The following is a 23,318-nucleotide window of genomic DNA, read 5'->3' on the forward strand; positions in this document are numbered from 1 at the left end:
AGTACTCAGTACCTTAAGGCAAGCTTCAGCAGCGCTGGTGTTTTGGGCTTAAACCTCCTTTTTTCAAGAAGAACACGGCTTACGAACCTCAATAGTAACGAGCGTTCCTTTTTTCCAGACGAAGTAGACATTGAAGACGAGTCATTAACGGTTCGATTGGAAGCGAATCTCGACGGTGAAGATCTCACTGTCAGCCGTTTCTTTCCGTATGGGCAGCGAATACTTCAGTAGGCTCAGAGCAGCGTAAGAGTATTGGATGGACTATGATTTCATCTGACTTTTCGGCAAAGTCGCTAGCCCCGGGGCGAAGGACACTAGTAGATGATTACCTTAAAGAAATCGATGCTTCGGGTGATCAATATAAGTTAGAAGCAGCTATAAACGCACTCAGCGGAGCCATTAATGATTCCACTGCTTTCACTGGTGCACTGAACTCACTGGCTTCCACTCTAAATCAGGCACTGGAAAGCGGAGTGGATGATAGTAAGCTCCGATTCGTACCTGGAGCAGCAATCGAGGGAAACCTTTTGAGCGATGTGCGATTGGAGATGAAGGATAAGTTTGGCTCCATGCGAGAAGTTACCGAACAGTCGGATGGGACGAAGGCTCTAATCTCGTTTGCAATATTCGGATTAATAAATTCGAGTGGAATAATCGCTATAGATGAACCCGAGACCCATCTTCATCCATCAGCGCAGCGAAATCTGATTGAGGTGCTTCAGTCTTCCGGTAGGCAGCTAATAATTGCTACGCATTCTGGTGCTGTTGCAAGTGAGTTTAGCCCGGACAACATTGCAGTAATGCGAGAGTCTATGTCCCCCGCTCAGCCAAAAGTTGGGTTTCTCAAAGGGCGGGACGAACAAAAAACGCTAGCCAGATGGTGGATCAGCAACCGAATCGAGCTACTCACGGCTAGGCATATTATCGCTGGAGAAGGGCAATCGGACAGAATGGTAGTAGAGCGTGTTGCCGAGCTAAGCGGATATCACTTGAAAAGAGATGGAATTGAAATTCTCGAGGCAGGTAGTTGCAATGAGATGAAACCCGTTATGGGTATTTTTGGCGACAACGGGTTTGGCAAGCAAATCAGTATTCTGGTTGATGAAGATGCTGAAAATGAGACAGCCAACGAGCAAAAGAATCTCACTTCAGTATCTCTATTCGTCTCAAGAGCCGATCTCGAAGACGAGTATGTTTCTGCAATCGGAGCAGATGCGCTGTGGGAGGCATTGAGAAAATCGACTCTTTTCACGCCAAACATACTGAAGAACTGTGCTATCTCAGATGGAGCAGTCAAACCTAATGAAGATGAGCTTGCAGAGTTTTGTAGGCATAAGAAGAGGAAAATCTCCTGTGCTATTGTTGCCTGCAAGCTGCTGGATAAGACCTCGGCACAGCGGGTTTCCAGTGTTGTCAAGGTGCTTCAAAATGCAGCCCAAGTCGCATGAGGTAACTGCCGAGCAGCAGGAGATTTTCGATTACGAGCCTTTTGGGATGGTAATCACTGCGCCAGCTGGATGCGGAAAAACTGAGGCGCTTGCCTATAGGGCAAGAGGACTCCTTGAGCGATATGATTTCTCAGGCAATGGCAGGAAACTGCTGATAGTCTCTTTCACCAATCAGGCACGAGACAACATTAACGAACGGCTTAAGAAATATATTGGTGTGAAAACGCTAAGGGAACATGTCACCGTCTGTAACTTTCATGGTTTAGCGTCACGAATCATTAGGGCGCATGGTCAGCTTATAGGTATTGGAAGCGATTGGAGTTTGGCGAATTCAGACTGGGTAGGTAGAGAGCTTCGCGCCCCTGGATACAATCGAGAGGATGTTAATCAGGCTAGACTAGCAATACGTGATGCAAAGCTCACGTGTTTGACCGATGAGGAAGTGAAGAAAAAGCTCGAAGGTTTACCTGGGCGGGCTGGCAAAATTGCACTCAGCATCGAGAAAAAGCGAATGAAAGAAAAGATTATTTCCTATGACGACCAAATCAGAGTCGCGCTGTGGTTGTTACGCGATCCTAGGGTAACTGCACTTTACAGAAACCACTTCTTCGCGGCACTCGTTGACGAGTTTCAGGATTTGACACCTCAACAGCTGAGATTCGTACAGGCGCTTTGTGGTGAGAACATCACGTTTGCTGGGGATCTGGCACAAAGCATATATTCTTTTGCGGGAGGAGACGTCACTTTTATACAGCGGGAGATAGCCAAATCCTCTAGTACGCAGATAAAGCTACTTAAGTCATTTAGGTCGGCTCCTGAGGTTCTAAATACTGTCAACTCCTTATCGTCTCTGACGGGGAGTGGGCATCTCAGTACCGCCTTTCCCGCTGACTGGAAATCGGGTGGGGTTGCTGGCTCAGCATCTTTTGAAAACGAGAATTCTGAAGCTGAGTGGATTGTCGACATGTCAAAGTCTATCTTGGAGCATTGTCCAGACCACAGAATTGGCATCATCACGAGGACGGGGTACCGCGCATTGACCGTGAAGACAACCTTAACGGAGAGCGGAGTCAACTATACCGATTGGGGAAGCGGGATATTCAGCCCAGAAGTAGCTAGAGTTCTTAAAAATATTTGTTCTGGCATACAGGCTAAATCATGTTCAAGTAGTTTTGAAGTTCTACCGTATATTCAGCAGCAAGCAGAAATTTCGCAAGTAAGTCAAACAAGTGAACTTGAAGACGGGTGTGCATGGCTTCTTGACCAATTTTTTGAACGCAATTTCGATCTATCGGAAATACATGAAATTGAAAAGAGAATTGTTGCGCGAAGAGGAAACGAGACTATCGCGACTACAGGAGGCGTTCACTGTCTCACGGGGCACGCTGGGAAAGGGCAACAATTCGACTGGGTGTTTGTGCTTGGCTTGGAAGAAGGGAATATTCCTGATTATAGAGCAAAAAATCAGGAATCGAAGAATGAAGAAGCCCGGGTGCTCTCTGTAATGATTTCTCGCGCGCGAATCGGCGTTTTTTGTACTTACATAAAAGAAATGCGTGGTCACAGAAAGAAACCCTCAAGGTTTATCAAGTTCCTAAAAAAGACACCTGGATTTTTGTGCGGCAAAGAGAGTGTCGAAGTATGGCGCAGAAAAGCTGACTGGTCAGCAATAGCATCGATGTAGCTTGAGCTTTGTGAGGCTGCGAGTAGGCATTCTTCAATACCTTGAGCTGTAGGCACTTCGATGCTAATTACCTAGATCCAGTATGTTATTGCTCAGTCACGAAGTGTCAATCTTGAGTCAGTGAGTACCCGATCCAGTTGGCATTATTTCCATCCATTTAGTGAGCTGTGTGCAGCTAAGCCACGTTTCTCAGGTTATATGTGCCAGTCTTTAGTCTCATCGAAATAGTCTTCCAAAATTACTGTGCTGCTTGTAGTCGCTCCTGGCCGCTTGGTGGCTACACGGTTTTCGCGATTAGAATGTGCTGGTAAATATAGGTCAGGTATGGTGCTGAATACATAGAAATGAACTAAGTAATGATTTTGGGGGAGGAGGATAATCGAGATCGGATATTGAATACGCTCCTCCAGCAGTAGCGGATATGACGCTGAGGGAAGGCCTCTGTTGACTCTGGCCAAAGTTTTGACCATAATTTTGGTAGGTGTAGAAAGGGGAGGTCGATGCCAGCACTCACGATGGGGCTCGCGGAAGCAAAGAATAATTTTTCTCGGGTCACCGCAGAGGTAAACAAGACGGGTAAACCCCTTACCATTATGAAGAACAATCGGCCGTGGGTAGTCATCCAACCAGCGCAGGGTGTTAGAGAGGTTTCTGACGTGGCAGTCGATTTTATGGATGAGTACGCAGACGTATTTCAAGAACTTGCTAAATGAATCAGTTTGCGTTCTCGCGGCAAGAAGTCCTGGCTATTCATGATACGGTGATCGCTAAGTTTGGGGGGCTCGGAGGGATTCGCGACGAAGGAATCTTAGAGTCCGCTCTTGTACAACCCTTCCAAGTGTTTGCTGGTCAACAGTTATATCCTAGCCCCGTTGAAAAGGCATGCAGGTACGCGTTCGGAATTATTTCCAACCATCCGTTTCTGGATGGAAACAAAAGAACTGGTGCTGCACTTCTAGGTACCTATCTCAGAATCTCCGGTATAGATTTCAAGCCCAATCATGAGTCATTTCTCCAAGCTATGCTGAAAGTGGCGGATGGCTCCGCGGGCTATGATGAACTCGTGTCTTGGGTAGAAAGTGCATTGCAGTAACCTAGTTCGTTGCTGTCTGCCACCCGTCTGCCTGCTCGATTCAGAAGTAGCCGATAGGCAGTGCTATGAAATAGTGATCAAGGAGTAACTCTATCGTAGAGAAACACTCATTCGGATCTGACGGCAGATAGAGTGTTACGAATGCTGGCAGGGGCACTGCTCAATAAAATTTACGATGCTAGAATTTGCGTATTGCAACAATTCGAAAGGAAATATATTGAGTAACTCACCCCATTTCCAACCTGATGAAGAAGCTCAGCAACCAGACGGATATGAAACTAGGTTGGCTCCTAGTGCAAGCTCTGGTTCCGAAAACAGCTCATTTTCTCCCGCAGCCGGCTCCTCACAGCCATCAGCCCCCGCTAATGGGGTACAACCCCCCGCTTCCGCCTGCTCCGCCAAGCGGGATGAATCCGCCGTATCCGTCAGGGGGTTATCCGCAACCGATGCCTCCTGCTGGGTATCCGCCTTATCCGCCGCAAGGGGGAGCCGGGATGCCGCAGCCTCTTCCTCCGTCAGCTTCAGCACCTCAGGGAGAAATGGTGGGGTATCCCCAGGCAGGCTATCCGCCGGTAAATCCGGCAGCGATGCAGTCTCCATATGCCGCGAACCTCCCCGGTTATCCGCAACCCCAAAAATCACCTAACGATTTTGTGCTTGCCTTAAAAGCTATTTGGCCTACCTTTGTGGCTATGCACAAATCTGAGGGGCAACTTCGGGTAAAAGCCAACTCCCAGTTGAAACACTGGTGGTGGGTAGTGATGCTGCTGTTTTCCCTATTGGCGGGGCTCAGCGCCTCCGTGCTGGTAGCGCGCAGCGGCGATATCTTCTCCGGAGGATTATTCGGTGGCTCGGGATTTGGTGCCTATAGCATTTTATATTTCGGGTATTGGTTCCTTTGCTTCTTCGTATTCACCCTGGTGTCATTCGCGGCAGTTATTCTGCGGGCGGCGTTAGCACTAGCTGCTGCGCGCACTAAGCAAAGTAGCATCACCTTTACTCAAGTCGCTTCCATAGTTGCGACTGGGCTGGTAATGCCGTCTTTCGCATTGGTGCTAATATTCTTGATTTCCCTGCTACCGATTCCGGTTTTGCCGCTGATATTGATAGTGATCCTTCAAGTACTGCTATCGGCCGCCTTCTTGATTATGGAGCTATTGATTTTCGGAGGCTTAAAAGAACTGTATCCGCAAGATAAAAGCCCGGAGATGCGGCATACCGTTTTCTATATCATCTGGACACTTTGCGTTTCCCTAGTAATTGGGGTACTAGCGGTTCCGACCGGGACTTATGCCGTCACCTCCAGCGCGAAAGCTGCGGTAGAAGATACGGTGCAACAGCAAGTAGATCAGCTGGAAGATCTCAAGGGACTGTTCGATCAGTAGTGCCTTATCGGGGCCGTCCTTGGACGGCACTAACGGATAAGGATTAATAAATCGGGGTTTCCGCCAGAATTAAATTGGCGGAAACCCTGATTTTTCACTAAAAGCTACTCTTAGCCCCGAGATTAGTCGCCTTAGTCCTGGCATTGCCTCAGCTACTAAGTTCGGAGCTGCGAATGCCGATTCTGCGGTACTCCGTATTTTTGCCAGGGTAGGGTAGCCCTGCCTACCTATAGCGAAGAGTAAGAATCGTGATAGTCGCTGATTTCAAACCCTTTGATTGACATTTTCTGCGATCAAGTCGGGGCTACCTGAACCCAGTACCGGATCAGATCCGTAAATATTAATCCTGCCGGGACCTACAATTTTCACCGCTCCGTTTTCTAGAGCCGGCCCAATTGCAGTTAGATAGGGATGCTCGGGGTCGGCAGGATCAAAAATTGCCAGGTTGAAGCCATTTCCTTCGAATACGTCAACTACCAGCAGGGCATCTAAATAACCGTCTGCGTTTACATCCCCGTATCCCACTGCATAGGATTTATTCGGATCGGCTGGGAAACTTGCCGGGTCAAATAGTTTACCGATATCTTTATCTGCTAGCGTGATCGCGTCCATATGCGATTTAGGGTTCATGGGCGCGGGAGTGAACTGTTCAACTGAGGTTCCATTTTTCATGGTTGCCCAGCATTCACTGGTGGCAGCCGGCATCTTCCTGACAACGGGAGTTCCATCAGCATTCTGCCAAAAATTAGCTTCGGCGCATTCCGGAGAGTTTACAAAGGGCTGGAAGGCGTTGGCGAATTCAATATTTTTAATGGCATCTTTTGCTACCTCAGGTTCACTCGGCTGGATATCGGCTTGGCTTAGCTCTTTCTCAGGAGAATCTTGCGCCTTCGAGCTGCCGGTAAGTGCCATTACCTCGAGTTCATTGGAATCGTCCTCTGCTACGGCATCTGGGTCTTGGGGATTTGCGCTCTGGGTATTAGCTTCAGAATCCGGGCTAGCTTGTCCTGAGGAATCCCCAACTACCCTGGTGGTGTAAACGGCTTTCCCACTGCAGGTTACCGAGGCAGGTTTTTGCAGATTCTGTACCCACAGCAGTTTCGTGGTTTGGGGACTGTAGGCCACGATTTGTCGAGCATTAGAGGCGGTGGGGCTAGCCCCGACTACCAGGTGTTTATCACTGTAGATTTGTTCTTTGAAGTGGTATTTTTTATTCCGGATACTGGGCAGGTTGGGGGTACTGGTCAGCCGGTGGGTAGTTATTACCCTGCAGATAAGACTGGTAAGGAGTGCCTGGGGGAGGGGAAGGGAAGCTGCCCGAGGGCGTGCGCGAGGCTGAACCGAAGCCATCTTCCTTAGGGGTAAACGTTGGCATGTTTCTACACTAACAACTAAGACTCCTGTTCAGCAGTAAAAATAGAATGATAAAGGGACGTGACCAGCATTGCCGTAAAGATGCTTTCATTCCCGCACCTTTCGATCTTCCGTCTTTCAATCCGCTGAACGAAGAAGTGACCCCCTGCTGGTAGCCGAAATATTTACGCAGGTTCTTTCCACGCTGGTAGCGATATTCTCCGGGAAGTGCTGCGACCTGATCTCACCCTAGCTAGCATGGAAGAGGACAATCTGAAAGGCTAATGAAAGGAAAATACTCATGGCAGTTCATGACAATGGACCGGAGCCCTATAGCTTCGATTTGGAAACCGAAACTAAGGAAAACACCAACTACCGTACCACCGCCTGGACTGGGAAATATCTGCAGGTAACCCTAATGTCTATACCGGTAGGTGAATCTATTGGCCTGGAAGTACACCCTGACAATGATCAGTTCCTGCGCCTGGATGCGGGCAAAGGCAAAGTGGTAATGGGGGACGCAGAAGATAACCTCACCTTCGAGCAAGAGGTCGGCGACGGCTGGGCGGTAATGGTACCGGCCGGCAAATGGCACGACATTATTAACATCGGTGATGAACCGATGAAGGTCTATGCAGTTTATTCGCCTTCCCACCACGCGAAGGGAATCGTACAAGAGACTTTCGCTCAGGCGGAAAAGGACGAGGAATCCGGCAAAGACGTTCCTCCCGAATGGACTGTACAGCTCGGTAAATAGCTTATTTATCTAATAGATGACTCCAGTAGGTAGCCCACTTTGGTTACTTACCGCGGGAGTGCTTACCCGTAAAATCTAGTGGCGCCGCCCCAAAATCGGGGCGGCGCCACTAGATTTTTTACTAACAGATATTAGGTTTTAACCCAGATTTTTCAGATACTTACTCTAGGACTGCAGCCGATCCAGCGCGGCATCTAGACGGGTTAGTTTCGCGGTCATTTCACCGCTGCGGCCAGGACGAATATCCGCTTTTAGCACTAAAGATACCCGCGGAGCGTACTGGGATACCGCTTCACAGGCGTCCTTGACTACCTGCATACATTCATCCCACTCGCCTTCGATAGTGGTGAACATGGAATCGGTACGGTTAGGCAGTCCCGAATCCCGAATAACTTTTACCGCGGCAGCAACTGCGTCATGAACTCCGCCCTCAGAGTCAGAGGCGGAAGGCGTAATAGAAAATGCAACTAACATATTTTTACTTTAGTACCTCTACTTGCGAAACGAACTAGCGGATCCAACTCCACAACCCTGTAGCGTGATTCTGGTTTATGTGAAAGCAATCTCGCAAACCGCAAGTTCTTCCTCGGCACTAAGAAAACCGCGAAAAGATGAGACGAATTGCTTGCTGGTTTCTAGCAGCTGATTAGTACGCCAGGCGCTGCCCCTGGTAGGCTAAAAGGGTAGTTGGTTCCTGTGGGCTTGTTTCAAGAACTCCCGGGCAAGCAACTAACAGGCTCCCCGGGCAGCAGGTTTTACCAGAGGTCAGGGGGATGCGGTTGGGTAGTGGGTGAGAATTCAGACGACTTCCCGATGCCGCGCACAAAATTTCATACCGGGCAGCTATTTCATATAAGGGAAGACTTTGAATAAGCGGATTTTCGTAAGGAAAAAGAACGATACTACCCAGTTCAATGTCTATGACATTTTTGGTCTCGACGCGGCTGCACTGGAAAAAGCCAAGTACACCATATTTGCTGAGATCAACCAGGATCTGGTGCTTGACGCGATTGATATCGATGACTACTACGTCCTCGAATACCTACCGGGACAATTCGACCAGCGTGCCGATGCCGCGGAAAAATGCCTACAGCTGCAAGGATATGAAGCTACCGTAAAATGCGGATACGGGCATACCGGCAAGGTTGAATTCAACCCCATCGAGATGCGGCTTAAAGATATGTCGGTACTGGAAAACGAAACCTACGTTCCGAACCGACAATTACCTCCCAGCATTGAAATCACTGAAGAATACTATGAAAATGCTGCTTTGGCGATGACCAAAGCAGACTTGCTATTTATTAAAGGCTATTTCGACAGTATCGGGCGTCTACCTACCGAAACTGAGATTAAAGTAATTGATACCTACTGGTCAGATCACTGTCGCCACACCACGTTTGAAACTGAGCTCACCGATGCCGCCTTTAGTGGTCCTTACGCGGATCGTCTGCAGGAAGAATGGGATCAATACCTGGCAGAACGCAATAGTGAAAAACCGATTACCTTGATGGATTTGGCCACCTTGGCGGCCAAACGGGAAAAGGTAAAGAACCAGGAAATCTCCAACGAGATTAACGCCTGCTCGGTATATGTAACTGTGGGCGGCGAACGTTATATCCTGCAGTTCAAGAACGAAACCCACAATCACCCCACCGAGATAGAACCTTTCGGTGGGGCTTCAACTTGTATTGGGGGGGCTATACGTGACCCGCTATCGGGACGTACCTTCGTTTACCAGGCAATGCGTATTTCCGGTAGCGCCGATCCCCGGCTAACAGACCCCATCGAAGGCAAACTATCCAGTAAAGAAATTACCCAGCGAGCAGCGGCCGGATATTCCTCTTACGGTAACCAGATTGGGCTGGCGACTAACTATGTTAAGGAAATCTATCACCCCGGTTATCGTGCAAAACGCCTCGAACTCGGCTTTGTGGTGGGAGCGGCACCCGCAGAGAACATTATTCGCGAAGAACCTGCCCCCGGGGATCTCATCCTCTTGATCGGAGGACGGACCGGACGTGACGGGATTGGGGGGGCTACCGGATCCTCTAAAACCCACACGCGGGACTCCTCCCAAACCTGTGGGGCAGAGGTGCAAAAAGGTAACCCGATTATTGAACGCAAGATTCAGCGGCTCTTCCGTCGCGGCGAGGTCGCCAAGCGGATTAAGAAATGCAATGACTTTGGAGCGGGAGGAGTCTCCGTCGCTATCGGAGAGCTGGCTCCCGGCTTGGAAATAGAACTCGACCGGGTACCGGTCAAATACCAGGGACTAAATGGTACCGAACTGGCTATTTCGGAATCTCAAGAGCGGATGGCAGTGTGCATAGACCCTGCAGACCTACAGTTTTTCTATGACGCTTGCGAAAGTGAAGACGTAGAAGTAACCCATGTGGCCACCGTGACTGCTGAGCGGCGTCTGGTGATGCATTACTTGGGAGAAACTATCGTCGATATTTCCCGGGACTTCCTGGACACCAACGGAGTACGTTCCCAAGCTAAATTTAAGGCAGCCTCGGGTGGACAAATCGCTCCTGAGCGGGAAGTTTCCGGTTCAAACCTGCAGGAAAAACTGGAAAATAACCTGGCAGATTTAAATATTTGTTCCCAGCGCGGACTCAACGAAATCTTTGATTCCTCTATTGGCGCCACCACTTTAACCTTGCCCTATGGCGGTAAATTCCAGCGCACCCCCTCGCAGGTGAGCGCGCAGCTGGTATCAATGGAGAACGAACAATCCGAGGTAGCCTCGGTAGCGGCCTACGGATTTGAACCTTCGCTGGCTGAGCTCAGCCCCTACCACAGTGCAATTGTTTCAGTAGTGCAATCAATGTCGCGCCTAGCCGCAGCCGGGGTAGATTACCGCGACCTGTATTTCAGTTTCCAAGAATATTTCCCGCGTCTGGGGGAGGAACCTGAAAAGTGGGGAACAGTGGTGGAATCCCTGCTAGGAGCCAACCGGGTTCTGCGGCACTTCCATCTAGCCTCCATTGGCGGTAAGGATTCTATGTCCGGCACTTTCGAAGATATGAATGTGCCACCTACTTTGGTTAGTTTCGCGATCGGTATGCAGGAAGCGGATAAACTGCGCACCCCGGAATTCAAAGCTCGTAATCACCGTCTCTACCTGTTACCAGCGCAAACAGATGAATTGGGTGCAATAGACCTGGAATCTTTCCAAACTGCCCTCGATAAGTTGCAAACGATTAATCCCATCTCGGCATATGCCCTCGGGTATGGAGGGATCGCAGAGGCATTGCCAAAGATGGCTTTTGGAAACCGGATCGGGTTCAGCATCAATACTGAAGAAGACCTATTTGCTTCCCGCTATGGGGGTTTCCTGCTCGAAACTGATCAGCATTTGGACTTACCGCTTTTGGGATACACCGGTAGCTGGTCAGATAGCGCCATTAACGGGCAACGTTTAGACCTGGCAGCTTTACAACAAGCTTGGGAAGAACCTCTAGCAGATATTTTCCCGACCGCTGGTAGCCAGCTTCCTAACGATATTTCTAGTTCCAGTGAAACCTGCCTGACTAAACCGCATCATGCGCCCTATCGAAAACAAAATCCACAGGTATTTATTCCGATCTTCCCCGGTACTAACTGCGAATACGATATGGCTAGAGCTTTTACTCGGGAGGGGGCGCAGGTGGTAACCGAGGTTTATCGAGATGCCGCCTCCTACGCCCAGCAAATCGAGCAAGCCGATATTTTGGCACTGCCTGGGGGCTTTTCCGTGGGCGACGAACCCGATGGCTCGGCAAAGTTCATCGTTTCGGTGCTGCGTCAAGAACAGGTTAAAGAAGCCGTCCACTCCCTTCTGCGCAAAGGTGGCTTGATTCTGGGGATCTGCAATGGCTTCCAAGCGTTAATTAAATCCGGATTGCTTCCCTATGGACAGATCCGGGATTTAGATGCGGATTCACCGACCTTGGCCGCAAACGACAGCGGTCACCACGTCGCCAAAATCGTCCATACGGCTGTTTCATCGGTAGCTTCCCCCTGGCTCAGTTCCTTTGATGTGGGAGAAGTCCACCACCTACCGATTTCTCATGGCGAAGGACGGGTAGTTATGAGCCCGGAGCAGTACCGCGAATACTCAGCCTCGGGACAGATAGCTACTAAGTATTTAGGGGAAAATCCCAATGGATCTTCCTTCGGAATCGAAGGGCTGTTGGCTCATCAAGGACAAATCCTAGGAAAGATGGGTCATTCAGAAAGGAGCGGTAGCGGTTTATACCTCAACTACTGTCCCGAAATAGAACAAAACCTATTTAGAAACGGGGTTAATTATTTCCGATGGATGTAGCAATCATTTTTGGTTCCGCCTCCGATAAAGAAAAAATGGCGGGCGCGGCCAAATGTTTAGACGAGTTCGGATTGGAATATAAAGCATATATCGCTTCGGCACATCGGGTACCGGAACTTTTAGAGAAAATTCTCAAAGAGGCCGTGGATTCGGGGGCGAAAGCCATCATCGCCGGGGCAGGGCTAGCGGCACACCTACCAGGGGTAATTGCCTCTAAAGTGACGATCCCGGTAATCGGGGTACCTTTAGATGCGGCCTTAGGCGGTCAAGACGCCCTCTACTCAATCGTGCAAATGCCGAAAGGAATCCCGGTTTCTACGGTGGGAATCAACAATTCCTATAATGCCGCCATGACCGCTGTCCAGATTATTGGAACCAGCAACGAGCAGGTGTCCGCGCGGCTAAAAGAGTATCGCGCGAACATGAAGCAAAAGTTTACTGCTGACCCGGTTAGTTTTTAAGAGAAAATTTTTAGATAAAAGAAGGCAAATCATGGAAAAGAAAGAATTCCTGTACGAGGGCAAAGCCAAGAAAATCTATGCCACTGATGATCCTGATAAGGTAATTGTTTATTACAAGGATGATGCCACTGCCGGTAACGGCGAAAAGAAAGGCACCATTGCTGATAAAGGCATTATCAACAATGAGCTCACCAGCTACCTGTTTGAAATGCTAGCCTCACAGGGAGTAAAAACTCATTTCATTGAGAAACTGAATGATCGCGAGCAGCTGTGCTGGAAGTTAGATATCGTGCCGCTAGAGGTCATCACTCGCAATATTATTGCCGGTTCTATGGCTAAACGCCTGGGGCTAGAAGAAGGCACCATGCCGAAGAAAATGATTCAAGAGTTCTCCTATAAGGATGACGACTTGGGCGATCCTCTGATCAACTCCGATCACGCGGTGGCCATTGGGGCGGCCACTGAAGAAGAGGTGGCAGAAATCCTGGAGGTAACCGCTAAGATTAACCAGATTCTTTCTGATGCGTTTAAGAAGGAAGGTATCCTCCTGGTGGACTTCAAGATCGAATTCGGTCGCGACCAGGACGGGAATCTGATGCTAGCCGACGAAATCACCCCCGATACTTGCCGCCTGTGGGATGCGGAAACCAAGAAGAAACTAGATAAGGATCGTTTCCGCCGGGATATGGGCGGGATCGAAGAAGCCTATAAAGAAATCCTGCACCGTATTACCAAGAAATAGATTTTAGAGCAGATCCCTGGGGGTGGAGGTAATACTTCCACCCCCAGGAGACAGACCGCTACTTAGGGCAAGGGAAAAGACAGAATATGGTCAGCTATAAAGATGCCGGTGTTGATAAAGAAGCAGGATACGAGCATGTACGCCGGTTAAAGCAAATGGTCGCCTCCACCCAAAATGAACAGGTATTGGGTTCGCTAGGATCATTTGCTGCCCTGTATGAACTCGGTAAATACCAGGAACCCGTCCTAGTCTCCGGTACCGATGGCGTGGGCACGAAACTGAAAATTGCCTTCGCCTTAAAAAAATACGACACCGTAGGCATCGACCTGGTGGCCATGTGCGTCAACGATGTGCTCTGCCATGGAGCCCGGCCACTGTTTTTCCTCGATTATCTGGCTTGTTCCGAGCTAGATGCCGAGGTTTCTTCCCAACTCGTGTCCGGAGTGGTCGCCGGGTGTAAGCAGGCGGGTGCGGCGCTAATCGGGGGCGAAACTGCAGAGATGCCCGGGTTTTATCAAAGCGGCGAATACGATATGGCCGGTTTTACCGTTGGAGTGGTAGAGAAGGCCGATATTATCGATGGCTCGGCGATTAAAGAGGGCGATGTAGTGGTAGCCCTTCCTTCCTCTGGGCTACATTCCAACGGATTCTCGCTGGTACGGGCGCTCTTTAAGGATCCTTTCCCCGCGGAATTGCTGACTCCGACTAAAATTTATGTTCCCGAAATCCTCTCATTGCTGGAGCAAAAAATCGAGATCCACGGTCTGGCGAATATTACCGGAGGAGGGTTAGAGGAAAACGTACCGCGGATTATTCCTGAGGGTCTTTGTGCACGGATTGAAAAAGAAAAAGTTCGTATTCCCGCCATCTTTAAACGCGAAGAATTCGCGGCAGTACCTGAAAGTGAAATGTGGGGAACTTTCAATATGGGGGTGGGCTTCACTCTGGTGATTCCCCCAGAAGAATTACCGAAAGTAACCGCGTCGCTGCCCGAGGCCTATCAAATCGGGCAAATCCAGTCGCAAACACAGCTTCCCGATGGGCAAGGCAATAAAATATGCCTGCGATAAGTGTTTTTTGCTCTGGGGCAGGTACAAATCTACAAGCACTCATTGACGCTGGATGTGATATTCGCCAGGTAATCTGTAACCGAGAATGTCAGGCAGCAAAAAGAGCCGAGCGAGCCGGCATTCCCACCTTGATAACCAGCGCGGTCAGTCCGAAAGACGTTGATCCCCAGGTGGAACTAATAGTGTTAGCAGGTTACCTCAAGATACTTCCTCCCCAATTTGTCGCGGCCTTCGCTGGCAAGATTATTAATACCCATCCTGCCCTTTTGCCTCGTTATGGCGGTAAAGGAATGTTTGGTCTACACGTGCATCAGGCCGTTTTGGAGGCAAAAGAAAAAGAATCTGGCTGCAGCGTGCACCTGGTTACGGACCAGGTAGACGGGGGACGTGTCTTAGGTCAGCGGAAAGTACCGGTACTTCCAGACGATACCCCTAAATCCCTGCAGGAGCGAGTGATTAGCCAAGAACACCAGTTGCTAGTGGAAATAGTGAAAAACTGGGATAAATACTGCCCGAAAGAAAAGAGAAAATACTGATGGCGAAGATTCTGATAGTAGGGAACGGGGGACGAGAAAACGCTATTAAGCGCGCCCTGGGAGCCCACGAAATTGCCCAAACCACGTCCTCTAATATGCAAGAAATCTTGCAAATCGCGCGTGATTTCCACGCCGATCTGACCATTGTGGGCAGTGAAGATCTGCTAGTTGCCGGGATTGGAGATCTGTTTAGCCAGGCCGGCTTGAAACTATTTGGTCCGGGCAAAGCCGCAGCCCGCTTAGAGGGCTCTAAAGCCTATGCGAAAGATTTTATGCGCAAGTACGGGGTGAAGACAGCTCGCTACGAGACCTTTACCGATCCTCAGGATGCAATCGCGGGACTGGCCGACTTCGATTTGCCGGTAGTAGTTAAAGCTTCCGGGCTAGCCGCTGGTAAAGGCGTGATTATCTGCCAGACTGCCGAAGAAGCACGAAACGCTATCTCTCAAATCATGGTGGAACAGCGCTTCGGTAAGGCCGGAGCGGAAGTTGTGCTAGAAGAATTCCTAGTAGGGAAAGAGGCCTCGATCCTTAGCTTTGCTAATGAACAAGGGATTTTTCCGCTGGTATCCGCCAAGGATCATAAGAAAATAGGGGAGGGCGAGACTGGCCCTAATACCGGTGGAATGGGTACTTTTGCCCCCAATCCCTTCTATACCGCTCAGCGGCAAGCGCAGTTTGAACGTGATATCTTGGAGCCGACCTTAAAAGGGATTCAAGCTGAAGGCCTCGAGTTCGCCGGATGTATTTTCTTTGGACTAATGCTCACCGATAACGGCACCTATCTGTTGGAATACAATATGCGGTTTGGGGATCCGGAAACGCAAGTGGTGCTTCCCCTAATTGAGGGCGATTTTTATCAGCTACTGGTGGCCTGTATGGAACGTCGCCTGGAGCCTGGGGACATAAAAATCCGCGACCAGAAAACTATTTGCCTGGTGCTCGCTTCTGGAGGCTACCCGGGTAGCTATGAAAAAGGTAAAGAGATTAGTGGCCTAGAGGGCGTGGATTACCTGGAAGCGGGAGTGCGCCACGAAAATGGGAAAGCCTATACCAATGGGGGGCGGGTATTGAATCTGGTGGCTCGGGCGGACACTATAGAAGCTGCCCGCAAGGTGGTTTACGAAAATGCCCAGAAAGTAGATTTTGAAGGCAAAACCTACCGGAAAGATATCGGTGCGGATGTTATCTAGGGAGGGAAACATGAACGCGCAAATCGTTAATAACCTGGGAGAAGAGTGCGGAGTTTTTGGGATCTACGGCTCCCCAGATGCCTCTAGCCTGATCTACTACGGCCTGCATGCTCTGCAGCATCGCGGGCAAGAAGGCGCGGGCATTGCGGTCTCCGATGGAGACACCATTCGAGTTAAAAAAGCGAAAGGGCTGGTTAGTGAGGTTTTTGATGACCCCATACGTCTCGCTAAGCTAAAGGGATCGCGCGGCATCGGACACGTGCGTTACTCGACTTCCGGTAATAACTGGAGCTGCAATCTGCAACCCTTCGTATTTCATATGCATAACGGGAATATTGCCTTAGCCCATAATGGCAACCTAGTGAACTCCCCGGATCTAAAAGTTGAGTTAGAACGTCAAGGTTCGCTATTTAACTCCAACTCGGATTCAGAAGTGCTAATGCACTTGATTATGCGTGAACAAGGCAGCTTTTACGAACGGCTCTGTGCAGCCTTGCAGCGACTGCGAGGAGGATTCAGCTACCTGATCATGACCGATGACACCATGTACGGGATAGTGGATCCTCACTGTCTGCGACCACTGGTGATCGGAAAGACTAAGACCCGCGGCGGTTGGGTAATATCCAGTGAAAGCTGTGCCTTGGACTTGATCGGGGCTGAGTTTTATCGAGATCTGCGGGGCGGAGAAATCGCGATTATTAATGAGGACGGACTAAAGATTGAACGCTACTGCCCGCCGACAGATACCTGCGTAGCCGCCATGGAGTATATTTATTTCGCTCGGCCGGACTCCAATATTTTGGGGAAAAATGTCCATGCGGTGCGTAAACAGTGCGGGATGACTTTAGCGCATGAACAACCTACTCCCGGCGCTGACATTGTTATTGGGGTTCCTAACTCCTCCCTGTCGGCAGCGTCGGGCTATGCAGAAGCTGCCCACCTGCCCTATGAAATGGGGTTAGTGAAGAACCAATACGTGACGCGTACCTTTATTCAACCGAAACAGTCCCTGCGGGAAAAAGGGGTACTGATGAAGCTATCTGCGGTAAAAGGTATCGTGGAAGGTAAATCGGTGGTGATGGTAGATGACTCGATTGTGCGCGGTACAACTTCTCGGCGGATCGTCAGGCTGCTGAAAGATGCCGGCGCCCGCCAGGTACATGTGCGAATCGCTTCCCCCGAGTTTATTTTCCCCAGTTTCTATGGGATTGATGTTTCCAACTCAGCAGAATTGATCAGCGCCCATATGAATGTGGAAGAACTACGAGAACATTTAGGGGCAGATTCCTTAGGGTACCTGTCGATACCGGGACTGGTGGCCTCCGTGGGTCTGGATCTGCCCGGTAAATACGCAGGCCTCTGTATGGATTCTTTCGCCGGTCACTACCCGGCGGGTCTGGGCAGTTACGAGCAAGAGTATTTAGAAACTAGAACGGAGATTCAAAAGAGTTTCTCTGCCTAGAATTCTATCGATCCTCTGCATAGCTGCCCAGCTATATAAACAGTTCCGGCAGTCTTTGTTGGTGCTGCTTATTTGGCGGTACGGATTTTATCGCGAGCACGATAGGCGGGGATAAGCTCGGTGGCAAGCATAGCGACAACTACTAAAGCGCCCCCGACGACCATTCGCGAGGTTACGTCCTCGCCCCCGAAAAGGACCGCAAAGGCGGCAGCGAACACCGGTTCCATAGTCATTACTACTGCTGCCTTAGTAGGACGTAGGTGTTTCTGCGCCCAGGTCTGCATAATTAAGGCTCCAATGGCTGCGAACACCACCGTGTAAAGCAACACTGTCCACTGCCCCGCGTCCTGAGGTAATTGCAGTCCGAAGGGTAGAGCCGCTAGAAAACAGAAGACTCCAATGGCGATTAATTGGATCGCCGCTAAAGTTATGGGGTCGTCTTCGGCGGCCCAACGAGCAGTGAGTACGATGTGGAGAGCAAAAAGAGCTGCTCCCGCCAGAGTTAATAGTTCCCCGAAGCCAATGGAGAATCCATCAAGACTCAAAACCATTAACCCTGCCGTCGCCACCAGGGCAGCCGCTAGGTTCACTGGCTTAATTTTTTCTTTGAAAAGCAACCACACTAGCAGGGGAGTGATCACTACATAAAGTCCGGTAATGAAACCTACCACCGAAGCATCGGCACTCTCTAAACCTTTAGTTTGTAGGACTTGCGCCGCGGAATATACCGCACCTAAAGCAAAAGCGTGTTGCCAAACTTTTTTGCTCGCCTTTTTTAAGCGAGGAAAAAATATCACTGCCGAAAGCGCGCCCGCGATCACGAACCTAACCCCTAGAAAAGATAGGGTGGTCATACTAGTCAACAGGTCTTTGATTAGAAAAAAAGTAGAACCCCAAAAAGCAGTGGTTAGTATCAGCGCTAAAACGGCTAGAGACTGCAGATAGTAGCGGTTGAGTCCCTTCAAATCATCCCCCTTTGCTTTTCACCGTCATTCGATTCTAGGAGGCTAAGCGGGTGCAAAGCCATTTACGAGGATGTGTGCTCTAGCACCTTGCGAGAAAAACCAGGGAGAAAGAGGACACAAAAGCTGCCCCTGGCAGGGTTAGAGGTATTAGGGGAGGTAACGATGTGCTATTCTTCCTTCAGGAAAACGTTAGGAGCGTGATGGGAACCAGACGGTCGCGGCAACTGCCTGAGGTTTCTATTTCCAATTTCACCCCGCTGCGGCGGGGTATTTTTTTATCAAAAACACTCAATTGGAAAGGGCGAAAACATGTCGGAAGATTATGATTTCCCGCGTTTTGGGGTAGGGCAACATCTGATTTCGGTTGGTCAATTTGATCGCGAAAACCTGGGGGAACTCTTTGATCTTGCCGAGTTCTTGCGTCCTGTCGCTCAGCGAAAACAAATCTGTACGGTTCTAGATGGTGCCGTCTTGTGTTCCCTATTCTTCGAGCCCTCGACTCGTACCCGGCTATCCTTTGAATCTGCCTTCTTGCGGTTGGGTGGGGAAGTAGAAACTACTACCGGTTTCACTTTCTCTTCCATGGCGAAGGGAGAATCCATAGCCGATACTTCCCGGGTGGTTTCCGGATTCACCGATGTGTTAGTGGTGCGCCACCCCGACGCCGGTTCAGTAGCGGAGTTTGCCCGTCATTCGGTGGTGCCAGTGCTCAACGCTGGCGATGGCTCTGGCGAACACCCCTCTCAAGCTCTCCTGGATGTGTTCACAATGCGCAAAGAACTGGGCAAACGCGGCAAATCTCTCGACGGATGCACCATCGCGATTATGGGGGATCTGAAATATGGACGCACCGTCCATTCCCTCATGAAACTTATGAGCCTGTATGAGGGAGTAACTTTCCGGTTGTTTTCTCCGCCTTCACTGGAGCTGCCCCGAGAAATCGCCGAGTATGCGATTTCACGAGGCGGGCAAGTAATCGATTGCAATAACCAGATTGAGGCTTTGGAGGGCGCAGATACGGTTTACGCCACCCGGGTGCAGCGCGAACGGATGACCGAGGAACTGGCTAAGTCGAAAGAATTACAAGGGTGCCTGCTAGATAAGCCGATGTTAGAGGAGGCGGGAGCCCATGACATCGTTATCTGTCACCCGTTGCCGCGAGATTCCCGCCCCAACGCTCTTGACCTCTCGACTGATGTAGATGATCTACCGGGTCTCTCCATTTTTAAGCAAACCGATAATGGGGTGCTGGTACGCATGGCAATGTTCTTGACCACTATGGGGGTCGGGAAAGAGTTGGTGCAAGCCAAAACCAAACACAAGATCTGGAAAGTTAGCCCCGAAGGTTAAGCGGGAGATTTTCTCAGATACCAATCGGAGTTTAACTTCCGGTTTCTTACCCGCGTAACCTAAAAATATGGCGGGAATAATCCAAGGTTTGGCGGCAATCTGCGCGGTAGTAGCCATCGGATGGCTGCTGCGAATCCGCCGTATTATGAGCCGCGAGGTTATTGATGCCTTAGCTCAAATTGTGTACTGGGTGGCTACTCCCGCGCTGATTTTTCACACGGTCTCTACCTCACCATTAGCGCGAGCTATTGGAAAACCCCTAGCGGTGGCAGCTATGTCTGGGTGTGCAGTCGCCTTAGTCTTTGCGGTTGTGGCGGTGATTTTCCGAATGCAAAGAGTTGAACGTGCCGTGGCGACTATGAGTTCTTCGGTAACTAATGCTGCCCATATCGGGATTCCAGTTGCCGCCTACGTCCTGGGAAACACTTCTGCGGTGGCACCGGTAATTATTTTCCAACTCTGCTTCTTAACCCCGTTTTCTTTTGTCATGATCGACCTGGCAGCCAACAAACAAAAACTTTCGATCGGTTTGGCAACGAAAATGGTTTTCACCAACCCGATGGTGATTGCGGTACTGCTAGCGTTAGCGATTAATGCCGCGCAGCTGCCGGTACCTCGCCTAGTGTCTTCGCTAGCTGACCTGTTAGGGTCGGCGGCACCGGCGATGGTGCTGCTGGCTTTCGGAGCCTCCCTAAAAGATATGCGTCCGAAAGAACTTAGCTGGAAAACCGTGAGTCTGGTTGCTGTCTGTAAAGAGGCGCTGCATCCCTTGCTCGCTTGGGGAGCAGGTACATTGCTAGGTTTGAGCGGTCACGCGCTGCTAGCAGTCACCGTAATGGCGGCGATGCCCTCGGCGCAAAACTGTTTTGTAGCGGCTACTCGAGCCAAAGCCGGTCAGCAGGTTGCCCAGGGAGGCATTATGGTCACTACCGCCCTTTTTGTTCCGGCGGTAGTGACCATAGCGGCGCTTTTAACCTAAAAGCCTGACGGTAGTCGCCCTATTTCTTAAATAGGGTCTTGCGGGCATATACCGGCTCGGAAGTTACCTGTAATCCCAAATTCCGGAAAATCTGGGTATCAACCGAACCTAAAATCGTGGTGGTATGTACTTCGCAATCTCGTAAATGAGCGAGTTCTTCTAAAGCCTTGCGCGCATTGTCATCAGTATCTGCTGAAACGGACAACGCAATTAAAACTTCGTCAGTATGCAAACGGGGGTTACGGGCACCCAAATGGTCAACCTTCAAAGTTTGGATCGGTTTAATAGAAGAGGGCGCCAGCAGCTGCACCTCTTCGTCAATGCCGGCCAACATTTTCAAGGCGTTAAGTAGCATGGCAGAGCAGCAACCTAACAGGGGAGAAGTCTTACCGGTAATAATCCGCCCATCGCTCAATTGCATCGCTGCCGCCGGAGCTCCGGTTTCGGCCTCCAGATTTAAAGCCGGCCGGACTACGTAACGGTACTCTTTTGTGATTCCTAGTTTTGCCATTGTCATGGCAATCCGGTGTGACTCGATGGGATCGGCATGAGTGGCTGCCTCGTTACCCAAGGCGTGATAATAGCGGCGCACTACCTCTTGTTTGGCAGCTTCCTGGCAAACAAGATCATCGCTAATACAAAAGCCCGCCATATTAACACCCATATCGGTGGGTGACTGGTAGGGGCATGAACCCGCTAGTTGCTGCAGCAGGGAGCGCAGCAGAGGGAAAACTTCCACATCCCGGTTATAGTTAACCGCCTGTTTGTCGTAAGCCTGCAGATGGAAAGGATCGATCATATTGACATCGTCCAGGTCAGCGGTGGCGGCCTCATAGGCGAGATTCACCGGATGGTCGAGGGGGAGATTCCAAATGGGAAAAGTTTCAAACTTGGCGTAACCAGCTTTAATACCTCGTTGATATTCGTGGTAAATCTGGGACAGACAAGTAGCGAGTTTTCCAGACCCCGGTCCCGGAGCGGTTACTACCACCAAATCACGGCTAGTTTCCACATATTCATTGCGCCCGAAACCCTCCTCCGAAACGATCAGCTCAGTATTGGAGGGATAACCGGGAATCGTATAGTGCCGGGCAACTTTAAGACCGGAACGTTCTAGGCGTTCTTTGAATAGCTTGGCGTTGTGGTTATCTTCTTCCATCTGGGTTAAAACCACGTTTTCCACCAGGAAGCCCCGTTCGCGAAATACGTCTACCAGGCGGAGAACATCTTGTTCATAGGGGATACCTAAATCTGCGCGAATTTTTTGACGGTTGAGGTCTTTCGCGTTGATGGCGACCACGATTTCCATTTCGTCGCGTAGGCGTTCCAACATCGAAATTTTGTTGTCGGGGGTGAATCCCGGTAGCACCCGAGAGGCATGGAAGTCGTCGAAAAGTTTGCCCCCCATCTCCAGGTATAGTTTGCCGCCTATCTGCTGGCGACGTTCATCAATATGTTGCGATTGCGAAGAAATATAACGCTCAGAATCAAAACCAATCCGCATTGGACCCTTCCTGTTTGTCAACTTTACGGGGGTCATGCGCCCTTACCCATAATAGTGGGTGCGACGCCGGTGGTAAACCTGGCAGTAAATAGCCGTTTTCCTAAGTGTGCTCGTCGCCGGGGAGAAATTGCTATTCCTAGGTAATGGGGCGCGCTCTGCCCCCGGTATCCCATTTGTCTATTAGGATCGAATGGTGAGTGTAAAGCTAAGTCGCCTGGTCGAACGCCTAGAGGAGCTGTATCCTCCCCATTTAGCTGAAGAATGGGATCGGGTGGGATTGATTACCGGGCATCCGGATTCTGAAATTGATAAAGTCCTGGTAGCGGTAGATCCGGTGGCCAAAGTTCTGGAACAAGCGATCGAGGTCGGGGCACAACTTATTGTTACCCACCACCCCCTCTATTTGCGAGGAACCTCTTTTGTGGCAGCTACGGATCCGAAGGGAATCCTGATTCACCAGTTAATCGAAAACGGGATTGCGCTGTTCAACGCACACACTAACGCTGATTCCGCCGAAAGTGGGGTAGCAGATTGCCTAGCCGCAGCAGTGGGATTGCATAATACCCGCCCGTTGCTTCCCCTTGGTGAGCACACCGGCACCGGGCGCATCGGAGATTTACCCACCGCGTTGCCGCTGAAGGATTTTGCGCAACAGGTAGCGCAGGCTCTACCGGATTGCCCTGCAGGAATCCTGGTGGGAGGAGACCTGGAGGCAAAGGTGAAGACTATCGCGGTTAGCGGCGGTAGCGGTGATTCTTTCTTAGCGGATGCGCGCAAGGCAGGGGCAGATGTCTATATTTGCGCTGACTTGCGCCATCATCCGGCTTCCGAGCATTTAGAGGCGGGCAAACCCTATCTTATTTGTGCCACTCACTGGGCAAGTGAATGGCCGTGGGTACCTGCTTGTGCCCGTCACCTAGAACATAGTTTTTGTGGAGAACTGACGGTGGAGGTCTCAAAGATTTGCACTGATCCCTGGGCAGCACGGATAGCGCCGAAATTATCGGAGAATTAGAGGAGAAAG

At 50.3% G+C, this 23,318-nt stretch carries 21 protein-coding genes; 17 read left to right on the plus strand and 4 right to left on the minus strand.

Going from position 1 to position 23,318, the window contains the following annotated elements:
- From RDM26_RS01575 to RDM26_RS01600, 6 genes are all read left to right on the plus strand, one after another.
- Positions 1–231 (plus strand): hypothetical protein (locus tag RDM26_RS01575; protein ID WP_307737313.1); only part of this gene is annotated, 231 nt, incomplete at its 5' end.
- A 32-nt stretch (positions 232–263) separates the two neighbouring features.
- Complete coding sequence (locus tag RDM26_RS01580; RefSeq protein WP_307737314.1) at positions 264–1,448, plus strand: AAA family ATPase; 1,185 nt, start codon at positions 264–266, stop codon at positions 1,446–1,448.
- The gene (locus RDM26_RS01585) at positions 1,429–3,132 is read left to right on the plus strand and encodes a UvrD-helicase domain-containing protein (protein ID WP_307737315.1); all 1,704 of its coding nucleotides are present in this window, start codon (positions 1,429–1,431) and stop codon (positions 3,130–3,132) included. Before RDM26_RS01580 ends, RDM26_RS01585 begins: the two co-directional genes overlap by 20 nt.
- 500 nt (positions 3,133–3,632) lie before the next feature.
- A complete protein-coding gene (locus RDM26_RS01590) occupies positions 3,633–3,845 on the plus strand; it encodes a type II toxin-antitoxin system Phd/YefM family antitoxin (protein WP_024058767.1) in 213 nt (70 codons plus the stop codon).
- On the plus strand, positions 3,842–4,225 hold the full coding sequence (locus RDM26_RS01595; RefSeq protein ID WP_307737316.1) for a type II toxin-antitoxin system death-on-curing family toxin: 384 nt from the start codon (positions 3,842–3,844) through the stop codon (positions 4,223–4,225). Before RDM26_RS01590 ends, RDM26_RS01595 begins: the two co-directional genes overlap by 4 nt.
- Positions 4,226–4,632: 407 nt before the next feature.
- Positions 4,633–5,610 carry a hypothetical protein gene (locus RDM26_RS01600; RefSeq protein WP_307737317.1) on the plus strand — a complete coding sequence of 326 codons (978 nt, stop codon included), beginning with the start codon at positions 4,633–4,635 and terminating at the stop codon, positions 5,608–5,610.
- A 264-nt stretch (positions 5,611–5,874) separates the two neighbouring features.
- Here RDM26_RS01600 and RDM26_RS01605 read toward each other — a convergent pair whose 3' ends face one another.
- Positions 5,875–6,960 (minus strand): hypothetical protein, encoded by a 1,086-nt coding sequence (locus RDM26_RS01605; RefSeq protein WP_307737318.1) that lies wholly within the window; start codon positions 6,958–6,960, stop codon positions 5,875–5,877.
- A 304-nt stretch (positions 6,961–7,264) separates the two neighbouring features.
- On the opposite strand from RDM26_RS01605, the gene RDM26_RS01610 reads away from it, so the two are divergent.
- Positions 7,265–7,720: a cupin domain-containing protein gene (locus RDM26_RS01610; RefSeq protein WP_024058773.1), complete on the plus strand. Its 456-nt coding sequence runs from the start codon at positions 7,265–7,267 to the stop codon at positions 7,718–7,720.
- Positions 7,721–7,885: 165 nt separating this feature from the next.
- Here RDM26_RS01610 and RDM26_RS01615 read toward each other — a convergent pair whose 3' ends face one another.
- Positions 7,886–8,194, minus strand: coding sequence for a thiamine-binding protein (locus RDM26_RS01615; RefSeq protein ID WP_307737319.1), 309 nt, complete (start codon positions 8,192–8,194; stop codon positions 7,886–7,888).
- 391 nt (positions 8,195–8,585) lie between these two features.
- Here RDM26_RS01615 and RDM26_RS01620 point away from each other — a divergent pair, with 391 nt between their 5' ends.
- The 7 genes from RDM26_RS01620 to purF all read left to right on the plus strand — a co-directional run bounded on the left by RDM26_RS01620 (position 8,586) and on the right by purF (position 17,496).
- Positions 8,586–12,032 carry a phosphoribosylformylglycinamidine synthase gene (locus tag RDM26_RS01620; protein WP_307737320.1) on the plus strand — a complete coding sequence of 1,149 codons (3,447 nt, stop codon included), beginning with the start codon at positions 8,586–8,588 and terminating at the stop codon, positions 12,030–12,032.
- Positions 12,023–12,493 carry a 5-(carboxyamino)imidazole ribonucleotide mutase gene (purE, locus tag RDM26_RS01625; protein ID WP_307737321.1) on the plus strand — a complete coding sequence of 157 codons (471 nt, stop codon included), beginning with the start codon at positions 12,023–12,025 and terminating at the stop codon, positions 12,491–12,493. Before RDM26_RS01620 ends, purE begins: the two co-directional genes overlap by 10 nt.
- Before the next feature lie 31 nt (positions 12,494–12,524).
- On the plus strand, positions 12,525–13,235 hold the full coding sequence (gene purC, locus RDM26_RS01630; RefSeq protein WP_307737322.1) for a phosphoribosylaminoimidazolesuccinocarboxamide synthase: 711 nt from the start codon (positions 12,525–12,527) through the stop codon (positions 13,233–13,235).
- 86 nt (positions 13,236–13,321) lie between these two features.
- Positions 13,322–14,305, plus strand: coding sequence for a phosphoribosylformylglycinamidine cyclo-ligase (gene purM / locus RDM26_RS01635; RefSeq protein WP_307737323.1), 984 nt, complete (start codon positions 13,322–13,324; stop codon positions 14,303–14,305).
- Positions 14,293–14,841, plus strand: coding sequence for a formyltransferase family protein (locus RDM26_RS01640; RefSeq protein ID WP_307737324.1), 549 nt, complete (start codon positions 14,293–14,295; stop codon positions 14,839–14,841). Before purM ends, RDM26_RS01640 begins: the two co-directional genes overlap by 13 nt.
- Positions 14,841–16,034 (plus strand): phosphoribosylamine--glycine ligase, encoded by a 1,194-nt coding sequence (gene purD / locus RDM26_RS01645; protein ID WP_307737325.1) that lies wholly within the window; start codon positions 14,841–14,843, stop codon positions 16,032–16,034. Before RDM26_RS01640 ends, purD begins: the two co-directional genes overlap by 1 nt.
- A gap of 10 nt (positions 16,035–16,044) precedes the next feature.
- The gene (purF, locus tag RDM26_RS01650; protein ID WP_307737326.1) at positions 16,045–17,496 is read left to right on the plus strand and encodes an amidophosphoribosyltransferase; all 1,452 of its coding nucleotides are present in this window, start codon (positions 16,045–16,047) and stop codon (positions 17,494–17,496) included.
- A gap of 68 nt (positions 17,497–17,564) precedes the next feature.
- On the opposite strand, the gene RDM26_RS01655 is transcribed toward purF, so the two are convergent.
- Entirely contained in the window at positions 17,565–18,461 is an 897-nt protein-coding gene (locus RDM26_RS01655) for an EamA family transporter (RefSeq protein ID WP_307737327.1), read from the minus strand.
- A 309-nt stretch (positions 18,462–18,770) separates the two neighbouring features.
- Here RDM26_RS01655 and pyrB point away from each other — a divergent pair, with 309 nt between their 5' ends.
- On the plus strand, positions 18,771–19,811 hold the full coding sequence (gene pyrB / locus RDM26_RS01660) for an aspartate carbamoyltransferase (RefSeq protein WP_307737328.1): 1,041 nt from the start codon (positions 18,771–18,773) through the stop codon (positions 19,809–19,811).
- 67 nt (positions 19,812–19,878) lie between these two features.
- Positions 19,879–20,790 (plus strand): AEC family transporter, encoded by a 912-nt coding sequence (locus RDM26_RS01665; protein WP_307737329.1) that lies wholly within the window; start codon positions 19,879–19,881, stop codon positions 20,788–20,790.
- A 19-nt stretch (positions 20,791–20,809) separates the two neighbouring features.
- On the opposite strand, the gene RDM26_RS01670 is transcribed toward RDM26_RS01665, so the two are convergent.
- Entirely contained in the window at positions 20,810–22,294 is a 1,485-nt protein-coding gene (locus RDM26_RS01670) for a DUF1846 domain-containing protein (protein ID WP_307737330.1), read from the minus strand.
- Positions 22,295–22,487: 193 nt separating this feature from the next.
- Here RDM26_RS01670 and RDM26_RS01675 point away from each other — a divergent pair, with 193 nt between their 5' ends.
- Positions 22,488–23,309 carry a Nif3-like dinuclear metal center hexameric protein gene (locus RDM26_RS01675; RefSeq protein WP_307737331.1) on the plus strand — a complete coding sequence of 274 codons (822 nt, stop codon included), beginning with the start codon at positions 22,488–22,490 and terminating at the stop codon, positions 23,307–23,309.
- The last annotated feature ends 9 nt before the right edge of the window (positions 23,310–23,318 follow it).

It is taken from the genome of uncultured Varibaculum sp., assembly GCF_902489465.1.
GTDB lineage: Bacteria > Actinomycetota > Actinomycetes > Actinomycetales > Actinomycetaceae > Varibaculum.

What these genes read in the sequence shown, in the direction of transcription:
- RDM26_RS01580 (WP_307737314.1), top strand. Translation starts at nt 264, where the DNA reads ATGATTTCATCTGACTTTTCGGCAAAGTCGCTAGCCCCGGGGCGAAGG.
- RDM26_RS01585 (WP_307737315.1), top strand. Translation starts at nt 1,429, where the DNA reads ATGCAGCCCAAGTCGCATGAGGTAACTGCCGAGCAGCAGGAGATTTTC.
- RDM26_RS01590 (WP_024058767.1), top strand. Translation starts at nt 3,633, where the DNA reads ATGCCAGCACTCACGATGGGGCTCGCGGAAGCAAAGAATAATTTTTCT.
- RDM26_RS01595 (WP_307737316.1), top strand. Translation starts at nt 3,842, where the DNA reads ATGAATCAGTTTGCGTTCTCGCGGCAAGAAGTCCTGGCTATTCATGAT.
- RDM26_RS01600 (WP_307737317.1), top strand. Translation starts at nt 4,633, where the DNA reads ATGAATCCGCCGTATCCGTCAGGGGGTTATCCGCAACCGATGCCTCCT.
- RDM26_RS01605 (WP_307737318.1), bottom strand. Translation starts at nt 6,960, where the DNA reads ATGGCTTCGGTTCAGCCTCGCGCACGCCCTCGGGCAGCTTCCCTTCCC.
- RDM26_RS01610 (WP_024058773.1), top strand. Translation starts at nt 7,265, where the DNA reads ATGGCAGTTCATGACAATGGACCGGAGCCCTATAGCTTCGATTTGGAA.
- RDM26_RS01615 (WP_307737319.1), bottom strand. Translation starts at nt 8,194, where the DNA reads ATGTTAGTTGCATTTTCTATTACGCCTTCCGCCTCTGACTCTGAGGGC.
- purE (WP_307737321.1), top strand. Translation starts at nt 12,023, where the DNA reads ATGGATGTAGCAATCATTTTTGGTTCCGCCTCCGATAAAGAAAAAATG.
- purC (WP_307737322.1), top strand. Translation starts at nt 12,525, where the DNA reads ATGGAAAAGAAAGAATTCCTGTACGAGGGCAAAGCCAAGAAAATCTAT.
- purM (WP_307737323.1), top strand. Translation starts at nt 13,322, where the DNA reads ATGGTCAGCTATAAAGATGCCGGTGTTGATAAAGAAGCAGGATACGAG.
- RDM26_RS01640 (WP_307737324.1), top strand. Translation starts at nt 14,293, where the DNA reads ATGCCTGCGATAAGTGTTTTTTGCTCTGGGGCAGGTACAAATCTACAA.
- purD (WP_307737325.1), top strand. Translation starts at nt 14,841, where the DNA reads ATGGCGAAGATTCTGATAGTAGGGAACGGGGGACGAGAAAACGCTATT.
- purF (WP_307737326.1), top strand. Translation starts at nt 16,045, where the DNA reads ATGAACGCGCAAATCGTTAATAACCTGGGAGAAGAGTGCGGAGTTTTT.
- pyrB (WP_307737328.1), top strand. Translation starts at nt 18,771, where the DNA reads ATGTCGGAAGATTATGATTTCCCGCGTTTTGGGGTAGGGCAACATCTG.
- RDM26_RS01665 (WP_307737329.1), top strand. Translation starts at nt 19,879, where the DNA reads ATGGCGGGAATAATCCAAGGTTTGGCGGCAATCTGCGCGGTAGTAGCC.
- RDM26_RS01670 (WP_307737330.1), bottom strand. Translation starts at nt 22,294, where the DNA reads ATGCGGATTGGTTTTGATTCTGAGCGTTATATTTCTTCGCAATCGCAA.